Genomic DNA, 12,431 nt, shown 5'->3' with positions numbered 1-12,431 from the left:
TGTTTGTGTTTAGTCAATGGGTAAAGACTTGTCGTATCCGGGGTTGGGCTCCAACTCATACCCCAAGACACTGGATGGCAGCTGAAAAGCATACCTCGGATCCCCCGGCTCAAGCTCGTGGATCGTGGTCCTTCTGTCGTTGTCATGGAGGAGCTTGTGCTTCACGGGGAGGTTGTAGTGGCGGATGTCAAGCCACCTCAGACCCTCCTGGACGAAGGCAAAGCGACGAAGGTCAGTAATTGCCTTTACGTAGCAGGTCTGCTCCGCCGTGAGCGGATAGAAAGGCTTGAAGACGCGACTATCCTTCTCGTAGAAGTCCATAATCTTGGAGGTGTCCACCTTGTAGAGATAGGAGTGGGGGCTGTAGCCGGTAAACCACCGTGCGACAAAGATCTGCATGAGGTCATTGGACTTGGCAAAGTCTCCCTTCATGGCATAGGCTTCTGCTAGGTTAAACAACACCTCTTCCCCGGAGAAGATCACAAAGCCCGTATACGCATACCAATTGGTCTTTAGAGAATTGGTGTACTGCTTATACTCAGGATGCTTGGCAAAATTAAGATACAGATCACCACCATACTGCCTCATCCCGTGAGTCAGGCCGGAGCCAAGAAATCCTCCATTAGGCTGAACCTCTTTATTGAATATGGAAACAGTCATAGAGTATCGACTATCACCACAGAGATAGTGAGCATTGGAGAGACAGGAAGAGACCATAAGATTGCACTTCTCCTCGGGCAACGACCATGCCGCCTTGGAGCCTGCCCAAGTCATCTTGGCAAATCGAGGATAGTCTCTCACCTTGGCAGCAGGATCACTCCCAAGAGCCACCCGAGACAGCTCTATCACCTTATCCCAGTCCCCTAAGGTACGATAAAGACGTGAGCCAAATGCCGCTGCAGATGTCTTGGTGAAGTGATACTTTGGTTGGTCATAATCGGATCCGATGAGGGCATATCCCTCGTCAAAGTCCTTCTTGATATTATCGTAGAGCTCCTTCAGTGTCCCTCGAGTATATTGTTTGAGAAGCTCATTCTCGGGGGTTTTCGGATAAGGAAGACCTAGCATCTGGTCAGCTGTAGACGGGTCATACGGGCGACAGAACGTCTGTGCCAGCATATACCCATCGTAAGCCCGACAGACGAGGGCCTCTCCGCGGAGTTCGTCGGCGACGACCTTCTCAGAGGGAGAGAGATCCTCAAGCTCATCAAGGGCTACCAAAGCCTGATTGGCAGAGGAAGTGGCCCAGTAGAGTGCACGCCAATACCCAGACGGAGAGTCTTGGTAGGTATTGTCACACTGTGGCTGAAAAGCATAAACCTCACGCAACCACTGAGACTGTGACCAGGCACGCATACCCTTGTCGTCAGAGTTGTCTGATCGAAGATCATAGAGTAGCTGGTAGCTGTTGTCCGGGTAAGCTGCGGTCAGAAGCTCCTTGATGTTACTCAGGCTCGTAAGATCAGCCCGATCATCAGGGGCGTGGTCCAAAAACTTATTACACCCGGCTGTGACTGAAATAGTCAGGCAGAGGAGGGAGCCGGCTAAGAACTTGTATATCCTTGAAGTCTTCATATCGTTCTTTGACATCATCGATTAGAATCCCAGTCTTAAAGTGAGCGTGTACTGGTGGGGAGTAGGCAACGCGACACCACCACTGTTGGCAAACTCAGGATCTACTCCGTTGAGCCTCTTGTCGGCATAGATCAGCCATAGATTAGACGCAACGAAGCGTACCTGTGCACTTGAGAGAGATCCCCATGACTTAAGCCAAGAGGGGGCTATGTTGTAGCTGAGGGTCACATCCTTCAGTCGGAAGAAATCACCCTTCGCAATACGTACATCGCTATAATTAAAGGCACTGTACGCACGTCCTACACCCTTCTCCGACAGCTCTCTATAGAGACGATAATCCAGGATGGCAGGGATATTCACCCTCTTCTCATCACCGGCCTTGCGCCAGCGATTGAGCATCTCACGAGGCATGGCATACTGATCGCTATAGCTGCTGTAGAAGTCGTACGGCAGACGGATCACATTACCTGCCTGATAAGTGAAGTAGAGGCTGAGCTCCAGTCCCTTATACCTGAAAGACTGCTCCATACCACCTGTAATGGACGGATCCACGGTACCCTCATACTTGAGGAACTCAAGGTTGGAATTTTGCTGGAAGTCTATCCCCTGATACGTGGGATTATCTCTCTTCTCGTCCAGGTAAAATCTTGGGACACCATGGCTGTCAAGCCCTGCGAAGGGTATTGAGAAAATCGACCGTACACTATAGCCCTCAAGCGGGGTACCATACTCCTGTACCATCCTCCAGAGACGAGCGTTATTCTGCAGCTTGGTAATCTTATTCTTATTAAACGAGAACGTATAATTACTTCGCCAGCCAAAGTCGCTTGTCTCAATATTTCGAGTATTCAGGGAGAACTCAAAGCCATGACTGTCCATATTGGCATAGTTTCCGGTCTTGAATTGCTGGCCTCCGATACCGGTAGTAACCACCTGACCAATCAGATCAAATCCCTTACGCCAATAAATGTCACCGCTAAAGCTGATGCGGTTGTTAAAGAATCCGAGATCGAGTCCAAGGTTGGTCTCATACTGCTTCTCCCACGTAAGGTTTTTGTTGCCTAAGGAAGAGATATAGATATAAGACTCATCGTATGTGGAGTGCCCTCTGAAAGTGCGGCCATTATAGAAAATGGGCAGTGAGTTTCGAGCCGGTCCCATAGAGGCGGTAAGACCAAACGTACCACGTATCAGTGCAGTGGAAACCTTTCGGTTTGTCGGGAAGAAAGTTTCGTGGAGGTTCCACGATGCCGATGCATTCCATGTAGGCAGCCATCTGGCACTCATTGCCTTTCCGAGAAGGTTAGAGCCATCATAGCGACCGGTAAGGTTGAGCGTCGCCTTGCCCATATAAGAGTATGAGGCGGTTGCAAAGAAAGCGACAAACCGATCATACGAGTTGCCCATACCGAAGTAATTGCTACCTCCCTCGATGAGCTGCTTCAGGATCTTGTAGTTTGTAAAGACCGAGTTACCCTTACTGTACTGCATACCGAGGCCATTACTCCAGCTGTATTGGCGATCGGCAAACTTCACCTCGTTTCCGACCAGGAAATTAACGATGTGGGTATCGTCATAGGTGTCATTGTAATTCGCCGTCGCCCTAAAGTAATAGGAGTGCATCAAGTTGTCATCCCTGTCGTAAAATCCACCCTGAGGCAGGACCACCTCGGGGTAAGAGTCTACGTTGTCAGGATCCACGTAGAGGTACTGATTATTGAGGATGACTGTTGCATCCTGAGCCGCACGATAAGCCATCGCCTGATTAGACTTCTCAGACACACGAGTCTCTGTGGTTGTCTTGACAAAGCGAGCACTACCGAGCACACTAAGCTCAAGCTGCTTTATGGGATTATAGTCCAGCTGGAGCTGAAACTTCGAGTCAAGCTGATTGATCAGGATGTTATTCTCCCTCAGCTCATTAAGGATGGAGAAAGGAGCGTAATTGCGCTGGTAGTAGAATGGCGTCACACCATCACTCGCATATGCCCGCATCGTACGGGTGGTATTGAGGGCATAGCTAAAAGGATTGATGTCAAACCCACGAGAGACCTCGCCGCTCGTGACATCGATGCTTCTATTTTGCGTACCCGGTGCCACTTGCGTGCGGTAGCTCTGATTGGTGGCAAACTTAAGGGTCAGATCATCACTAAACTTATGTCCAATATTGAAGTTCGCAGTATAGCGATTGACCTTATCGGCTACTGTCCAGCCCGGATCATAGAGGAGCGAAAGCGAGCCGTAGAAGTTTGTAGTCTTATTTCCACCGGAAATGCTGACGGAGTGATTTTGCTGCATGCTCGGACGAAAGAGAATGCCGAACCAATCCGTATTCCGTCGAGCCGCAGCCTCCTGAAACTTCAGTCTCGCATCCATGGTATTGGGCATACCGAAACTTTGGCTCTCCGGGTCCCAATGGTTGATTAAGTTGGACATCACATAAAACTCTCCACCATTGCTGGCGCGACTGGTGCTGGCATAGTTCAGCCACCCCTTCTGCTCCATCTCTTTAAAGATGTCCATCTGCTCGGCAGAGTTGAGAAGGTTATAGTCAGAGTATCTTGGGCGCTCCCTAAAGGTAAACTCCCCCGAGTAAGTAACATTAGTCTTGCCGGCACCACCGCTCTTAGTCGTGATCACCACGACACCATTCATCGCACGTGCACCATAGAGTGCTGTTGCAGATGCGTCCTTGAGGATCTGGAAGGACTCGATATCATTGGCATTGAGTCCTGCAACAGCACTGGCAAGCAGGGTGTTGGCATTACCTGAGGAGAGATCATCTGCAGAGACATTGACCACATCCTCGAGGACAACTCCATCAACCACCCAAAGAGGAGTCGAGTTGCCGTAGATGGAGGAGGCACCGCGGACACGGATCTTAGGTGCCGCACCGAAGGTACCGGAGATATTTTGCACCTGCACTCCTGCTACCTTTCCCTGAAGCATCTTAGAAATATCTGCATTACCATCGACCAGAGCGTCTTTGGCATCCACCTTGGCAGCGGAGCCGGTGAAGAGACGGCGGTCGATCTTACTGTACCCTGTCTCTACGGTAACGCCCTCGAGGAGCTGTGCGTCGGGCTCCAGCTTGATGGTCAGCTCGGCTTTTGCCTTGACCTCCTTGGTCTTGTACCCCACATAGGAGAAGATCAGCGTTGCTCCTTGGTTAACTGTCAAGGTGAAGTGGCCGTCGATGTCGGTCTGCGCACCATTGGATGGCACACCCTTCTCACGGACCGTTGCTCCTATGATCGATTCACCAGTCTCGTCGAGGACCGTACCCTTTACGGTCAACTTCTGAGCAAAAGCGCAACTGATCGATAGCAGAAGGAAGGCCAGTAGCAGTTCAATTTTCCTTTTCATACTTGCTATTGATGATTAAGTAAGTTAGCTGTCGGATGATACAATCCGCAGTCTAAGTTCCACTACACGTACAGGGAGATAAGAGGCCGACATTCGCAAAATAATGACTATCGGCCGTCGACTTGGTGCAAAATTTTGAGACGCCGGCGGTTACTTCGCAAAGTAATTAGCCTCTGATTTCTCGTCTGTATCTATGTAGTTCAATGTTAACTCTTTTTAGAGGCAAGTCCAAGTATTTGGAGGTTAACCTTAACCAATCGGTCCGTTTTAACACTTACGAGGGCGAGAAGTGGCGAAATTGTCATCAGCAGGTAGCAATCTGAAGCTTTTCACAAAAGAGAACTATTTTACAACTTTGTGCGTTTCCGGGGGATTTTTCTTTTACCGATATTAGAGAAGACTAATATCGGTATTAGTTTTCTCTAATACCGATATTAGAATTTGCCGGTTGACGAGGGGGTGGTGAGGGGGCTGTCTTGTCGGACGAGTCGGACGAGTCGGACGAGTCGGACGGGGCAGACGACCTGCACAGAGCCCAGACCACCAACATACCAGCATCCGCAAGGGGTGTCACACCCCCGCCCTATTTCACGAGAGGCGATCCAGCAGAGGACCCCGGTAGGGTGTCGCCGAGCAGATATCCCCTTCCACGACATCCCGGAGACCGGGTACCTATAGAGACAAGTAGTCAGGAGGACCTTAAGGAGCTATCTCCTCAAGGTCCTCCTGACGCTTGTGATGCTATGAGCTACTCTTGGTGGTCCTCAGTAGAACATGTGGATGGTCTACACTACTTCCGTACTACTCTGACATAGATGCGGATAGTGAGGTGAGACCTTCCATCGGTGGCCGTGATCCGTATAGGTGCTGAGCCGACAGACTTCGGGCTGAGGGATAGGATCCCATCCTTTAGCGTCACCCCAACGACGCTCTCTCTCTCAGACGTAGCCTCGTAGGTGAGAGTGGCCCCGGGGGTGCCACGGAAGATCTTGGTGAGGTCCACCGTGCGACCGCTCTCACCCTCCTTGACCACCAGTTCAGTAAGGTTAGCAGCGAGCTCAATGGGCGTATAGGAGATGCTCTTGAAGGGGATCTCCACGCTGGTCGACTTGCCATACTCATCCGTGAGTATCAGCTTGAGGGCATAACTCCCGAGGTGCTGGGCTCCACTGATAGTGATCACAATGGTATCATCCTCTCGTAGGGCAGTCACGCCGGAGAGATCGCCCTCGAGACGATAGGTCCACTTGTGGCTATCTGCATCGGAGACCTTGAGACGAAGCGTATAATTCTCCGTCCTGTCAAGTGTAAGAGGGCTCTCAGGCATCCCCTCCGTGATGACCGGGGCGTTATTGACTCTCGTCTTGATCTCAGAAGTAGCCAGTCCGGAGGTGTTGCCGAAGCGGTCTACAGCCACCACACCCACGTAGTAGGTGGTTCCATCCTGGAGCCCTGCAATCCGCCCGGTGATACTCTTTCCGAGAGGTAAGCCGCTGCCATAGACCTCTACGAAAGGAGTCTTCTCAAGGTCGGATGCAGTGATGGGGCTCTGGCTGTAGTAGAGTCGGTAGAGAGTTGCCGTCTCATCGAGCCCATCCTCATCCTTGGCGACGGGCCAAGTGAGGGAGGCAGTAGTGTAACCAACCTCAGCCGTGATCTTACCAGGCGTCTCTGGCGCGATCTTACCATCGTCAAGCAGTGCGGCCGCAGCATCAAGGTAGCCGGAGCCGAGTAGTCCACGGAATTGCCGGTTGAGATCCCCGATGCTATAGGGCTTGACGGCAGAGATGAGCCGTTGCTTGAGCATCTCGGAGGTGTAGCCCATACGACCATACTTAGATACGATCAGTGCAGCGACACCGGATACGTGAGGGCAGGCCATAGAGGTCCCCTGCATATAGCCGTACCCACTCTTGTCGTACGCAGTGGGGACCGTGCTGAGCACCCCACCCCGATCAAAGTGGCGGTTTTGGTCTCCACCCGGAGCCGAGATGGACACCCAGTCACCACTATTGGAGTACGAGGCACGCTGGAAGTCCCAGCCGAAGGAGGCGACGCTGATGCAACCCTCATACGAGCCGGGGAGGCTGTGGAAAGTAAGTCCGTCATTGCCTGCAGCGAAGATGACCACACCTCCTGCCATTGGGCTCTTGGGATCCTGAGTGCCATCCTCCAGCTTGCCGGCATTGCGGACAAAGTAATCGATCGCCTCACGGTCCTGCTGCGGGAGGGTCCTGGGTCCCGGGGCTCTGTAGCCCCAGGAATTCTGACTGATGACAGCCCCATGGTCTGCACCGTAAACAATGCCTGCGGCACCACCGAGGGAGCGCTCCGTGTCGTAGCCGAACACCTGAGCATTGATCAGAGTAACACCGGTACCGGGAGTACCATCACCTCCGGCAATACCGCAGACACCGATGCCATTGTTATTAACGGCAGCGATGGTGCCGGCGACGTGAGTTCCGTGACCGGATGCATCGTAGATATTTCCCTTACCCTTGGGGTGATTGTTCTTATCAAGCACGAAGTTGAAGCTTCGCTCTACATCGACATGACCTGCAAGGTCGGGATGCTTGTAATCAATACCGCCATCGACGACACAGACGATGACATTGGGCTTTCCGGTCTCCATCTGCCAAGCCGGAAGGAGGTTAATATCAGCACCAGCGATGCAATTGGGGTAGTGATGACCATCGTTGTAGTAGTGCCACTGAGCGGGAAGCAAGGGGTCATCAAAGCGGTCCATCGCTCTAGTGGCATTTCGCTCACTAAGCTCTCTGAGCTGCTCAGCCGGGACCGGTGTGATCTTAGACTCCGGTGTGGCCATAGCCCACTGGAGCTCCACCGCCTCAAAACTCTCAGACGCCTCTACCAGAGCCTTAGCCTTATGCGGCGGGACCTGACCCGCATAGGTAACGATCATCCAGCGATCCAGCCCTGCCTCGTGACGACGCGCCCTGAAGGCGTCCTCGTCGAGGAAGAGAGGGGTCATAGTGATCTCGCCTAAGGTCTCCGGCCAGTACGCGGCGTCTGAGGAGAGTGCTCTCGTGACAGAGGCAGATCCGCCTTGGCGGTAGGTAGTCAGCTGCTCAGGAGTGAGCTTAACGACCAGTGTCCCCGGGATGACATTGGTGTAGTTCTCCCCATGGTTGCTCTGCTGCTCCACGATGGGTGCGCTCTCCTGGTCAGGCTGATCCGTCGAGACGCAAGAGGAGAGCCCCATGAGGGCAGGAATGAGCAGGGAGGCTGATAAGTAATGTATATGTTTCATCTCATTAGTGTCGGTTAGATAGGAATGTGTCGGACGCTCTCACACCGGTAGCGACAGCAGCCGCCTCAGGCACTCTGGCAGATGTAAGAGAACGGGTGGCCGGAGCCATCTTCTTGTAGTAAAGGACTGCCATCACGGTATCATCTCCCTCGACGACGCCCTTGAAGTCCGCCAACATCACGTAGATCTCCATGCCCTTCTGAGCATTTTGGTACCTCATGCCGAGGCTGGGGGCGACACCATGGTACTCGTAGCCATTGGCCTTGAGGAGGTCAGAGAATTCCTTGGTGGTCTTGAACTTCAGCGTCCTCTTGTCGATGATGAATAGGATCTTGGACTTGTCACGGAAGACAAGCTTGCAGTCGGTGACACTCTGGATCTTATCCCCTGGGTTGATATTGCGTGGGGGATAGGAGAAGTAGAAGGTGTACCACCGCATATCCTCGGGAGTGCCCTCGGCAGCCTGATAGAGCGCCATATAGACATCATCCGGACGACTCGGATCGGTATTTGCCTTCTGCACGAAGAGCTGCTTACTCTTGAGCGTCTCCGTCTCCCACTTATCTATGTCGGGGAACTTGACATCCTTCTTATCCACTCGATCGAGCATCCCCTCCGGTCCCAGGGGTAGGGTCTCAAAGGTGGAGAGAGGTCCATCCTGACGGTACTCGGGAGTAAACTCGAAGTAGAAGTTGTCATCCTGCCTGCTGTAGGCTGTGCGGACAGAGAAGTAACCATCGGGGCTGACCAGGTGGACGTCATTCTCGTGGTGGTCATACCTCTTGGTATACCCCTGAGCGAGGAGATACTGCACAAAGGGGTGGTCCTCCTTTGGCATCTCATCGGTCTCTACAGTCACTCTGGCTGACTCATAGATATTGTCATAATCGACAGCACGGAAGTAGCTGATCTGGGGGAGGAGGTCACTGGTGGTCTTGAAGGAGAGCACATCCGGAGAGCCCATAAACCCTTCTTTGGACCCAATCTGCATAAAGGTGAAGACGAAGCCTCTGTCCTCCTCGAAGTCGATCAGATCCCTGTAGATGAGCTCCTTGGTATCATCCTTAAAGGGCTCGAAGAAGAGTAGTGGAGCAGCCTGGGTGACCGTCACCTCTTGCGCCTCCTTACCCTCGTAGCCAAGGATAACCTTAGCGCTCCGCTCCTCCTGTGTGGTATTACGGGTGGCGCGGATCAGGAGCAGTCCCTTCTCAGGCACAGAGCTTACTGAGAGCCAGTCGGCTCCCTCCTCTGTGCGGACTGCCCATGCGGAGCTATTGCTCTCCACGCGGACTACGCTCTCTCCACCCATTGCGGTGAGACTGATCTCCTTAAGATCAGTGGATAAGGTCATATCAGCTGCGGACTGGGTCACCTGGATCCTGCCTGCCCGATGACCGAGAAGCAATTGCACCGTCGTATGGCGATCTTGCGAGTCGTTATTCTCTTGTGCGGTTAGGACGACGTCAGAGCCCTTTCGGGTCACTTGGAGCCAGTCGACATCAGGCGTAAGCATATAGTCCCAGTCCTCCATCTCACTCTCATCCATCTTCATGGTGACCGTCTCTACAGAGGCGCTCTTGGGGAGCGTGATCTGTGAGGCTGAGAGCGGTATGGTAACGGGAGTCTCATCCGGAGCATCCTTGCTGCAGGCCGTCACCAGCAGTGCACAGAGCGCAAGGAGCGGGAGGATTGTGTCTCTATATAGTCTCATAAGTTATGATCTCTATGGGGTCCGACTCTCTTATCGACGGGGAGCACGATGGCTGTATCTATTGTAGCCGAGAGACCCGATACGGCTGTAGTCTCCCTTCTTAGCCTGGCGGATGGCGATAGCCGCCTCAGACTGAGCCCCGGAAGCCTTCTCATTGTAGAGCATATAGTAGCCAAGCTCCAATGCCTTAGCGTTGTCAAAGACATCAACGAACCTGACGGCACTGACATACAGTACCCGTACCCACTTGCTGTCTACTCGCTTGGCATAGTAGTATACACCTTTGTCGTTACGTCCGTCGTACTCAAAACCATTGGTCTTGAGGAGGTCCTCAAACTCAGAGGTAACAAACTGATTTTTCCCCTCCAGGCGAATAGCGAGGCTTGGGTCACGGAAGTAAAGGCAGACCTCACCAACAGACTGCAGGAGACCGGATACCTGAGGATGGTCCTTGGTGAAGAAGAAGTAGGTTCGGATCCCTTCCTCTTGTGCGCCGGTCAGGTTGGTCTTAAAGGAGACCATTCTGTAGAGGTCAGGATTATCCTTATCCATCACCGGCCACTCACCGCCCTTATTGAATGTACTGCCGGCCTTGGTCTCAAAGTCGAGTACCTCCTTGTACTTCACGGCTGGATTATTGATCAGGTCCATTAAGCCCTTGGGTCCCTCAGGCAACTTACTGAAGGTAGGGTAGGCCTTTGTCTGAGGATACGTTGGCTTGAAGGAGATAACGGAGCCACCTTCCGTGATATTGATCTGGGCAAATACGAGATCGTCCTTTCTGAAGTAAGACTTCACAAGATCCTGAGACAGATCCTTATCCAGCTCGTAGCCATTAGCCTCGAGGAGCTTCATATAGGCCTCGGTCTCAGCATGACTGACGTTATCCTTCTCATAGATCAGCGTCTGAGCGACGGTATACTTGGGGTCTCCCATCTCCTGTACATAGACGAGTACAGGCATCACGTCACTGGAGGTAATATACTGCGCAATGCCGTTGATAGGCTCTTCCCTCAGCTTATCGTAGCCGGGCTGCTGGTAGGCTTGGAGGATATTACCTCTCTCCCTCTCAAAGTTCATCATATCGATGGTCCGATAGGTCTCTCCCGGCACATAGGGAAGGATGTACCTCTCTACACCCTTCTGCGTCACCTTGAGAGCAAATTGCTCTCCGCTCTCCGTCTTAGCAATGATGGTCGCTGTACGATCAGCGTAGGAGTTGTTGGCAGACGCCTTCAAGACGAGGATATTATTATCTCCGGAGGCGGTCACCTTGAGCCAGTCAATCTCTGCTGGGAGAGGCTCGAGACTCCAGGACTGGGTATTAGTCTCGACGGTAACCATCCGGCTCTCTTCCTTATTCGTAAGGGTTATCTCGTCCGTATTTCCGAAGCTTATCTTGGCCTCTGCGGCAGATTGGATGACGGAGATCTTCTTATTATTCTTGCTACCAATGATGACGATGGTGGCAGTCCGCTGAGCTCCCAGCTGATTGGGTGCCACCTTGACGGTAAGCTTATCCTCGCTCTGTGTCAGAGTAAGCCACTGCCCCTCAGGAACGTTGGAGATATAGGTCCACTCCTTGGATCCGGTGACGGTGATGTCCTGTGAGCCTCCGTCATTGGCAAAGGTGAGTGCGGTATTGCTGACCGAGACATTGCCGACTGAGCTGTCATCGGGTGTGTTGTCGGACTTACAGCCACTTAGAGTAAGGAGGCCTACAATAGTAAGCCAAAGAAGTACTTGTTTTGTCTTCATGACAATGGTTGGATTAAGTGATTATTGTCTCTCTCGTTTTGTCTATGGCCTTCCACATCGGGTAGGAGTCGCCTACCGCCTTGGTTAGTCACTCGCTATAGACAAACTTAATAATTCTTCACACCAAGGTAAATCTTAAATTACCGAAAAAGCACTTCGGGGAGAGAATTTGATCCATTTCGTAGCAGAATAAGGGCATTTCCGTCAACTTGGGTTTACAATTCGCCCTATAGGCGTCTGGTTTACCATAGAGAGAAGGCAAGGGCGATGACATATCGCCCTCATCGGACTACTCAAAAGCTCTCACCACACATAATGACTCTAATGCGTTGTCGCAAATTGGTAGCGCTGTATATTCCCGGGGGATTTTTCTTTTACCGATATTAGAGAAGACTAATATCGGTATTAGTATTCTCTAATACCGATATTAGAACATCGCTTGTAGGGAGGGGGCTTTTCAGAGACCCTCTGGGGGTCGAGATCGTTGAGGGCGACTCTGCACATCGGACACCGCTCCGCGGATGACCGATGTCTATGGAGCGAGCACCCCTGCCGGGATGCCTCGCTGTCCGATCCCGAAGGGCGCGCTATATTATCGGACAAATCGGGCAGGTCGGACAAGTGCGATGGACACCTAAGTGCTCACCCGCATAAGACTCACCCCGCCTGCCGATCCCGAAGGGGCAGAGCCCCGGAGGGATCGTCGGCTTTTAGCCCGGGTGTCGAGGCACGAAGTGCCGATGACCCCGG

Annotated in this window: 5 protein-coding genes; all 5 read right to left on the bottom strand. The window is 52.4% G+C overall.

Annotated elements, in window-relative coordinates; genetic code table 11:
• Positions 1-9: 9 nt before the first annotated feature.
• The gene (locus tag QZR17_RS04080) at positions 10-1,575 is read right to left on the bottom strand and encodes a RagB/SusD family nutrient uptake outer membrane protein (RefSeq protein ID WP_297127961.1); all 1,566 of its coding nucleotides are present in this window, start codon (positions 1,573-1,575) and stop codon (positions 10-12) included.
• Positions 1,576-1,596: 21 nt separating this feature from the next.
• Positions 1,597-4,941 carry a SusC/RagA family TonB-linked outer membrane protein gene (locus QZR17_RS04075; RefSeq protein ID WP_297127959.1) on the bottom strand — a complete coding sequence of 1,115 codons (3,345 nt, stop codon included), beginning with the start codon at positions 4,939-4,941 and terminating at the stop codon, positions 1,597-1,599.
• Positions 4,942-5,731: 790 nt separating this feature from the next.
• Positions 5,732-8,212, bottom strand: a complete 2,481-nt coding sequence (locus tag QZR17_RS04070; protein WP_297127956.1) for a S8 family serine peptidase — start codon at positions 8,210-8,212, stop codon at positions 5,732-5,734.
• A 4-nt stretch (positions 8,213-8,216) separates the two neighbouring features.
• A complete protein-coding gene (locus QZR17_RS04065) occupies positions 8,217-9,923 on the bottom strand; it encodes a BACON domain-containing carbohydrate-binding protein (RefSeq protein WP_297127953.1) in 1,707 nt (568 codons plus the stop codon).
• Between the two features lie 30 nt (positions 9,924-9,953).
• On the bottom strand, positions 9,954-11,681 hold the full coding sequence (locus tag QZR17_RS04060) for a BACON domain-containing protein (protein WP_297127950.1): 1,728 nt from the start codon (positions 11,679-11,681) through the stop codon (positions 9,954-9,956).
• Between the last annotated feature and the right edge of the window lie 750 nt (positions 11,682-12,431).

Source organism: uncultured Porphyromonas sp. (assembly GCF_900541275.1).
Taxonomy (GTDB): Bacteria; Bacteroidota; Bacteroidia; order Bacteroidales; family Porphyromonadaceae; genus Porphyromonas_A.
The sequence above is the reverse complement of the archived record's forward strand: the minus strand, read 5'-3'. Positions and strand labels throughout refer to the sequence as shown.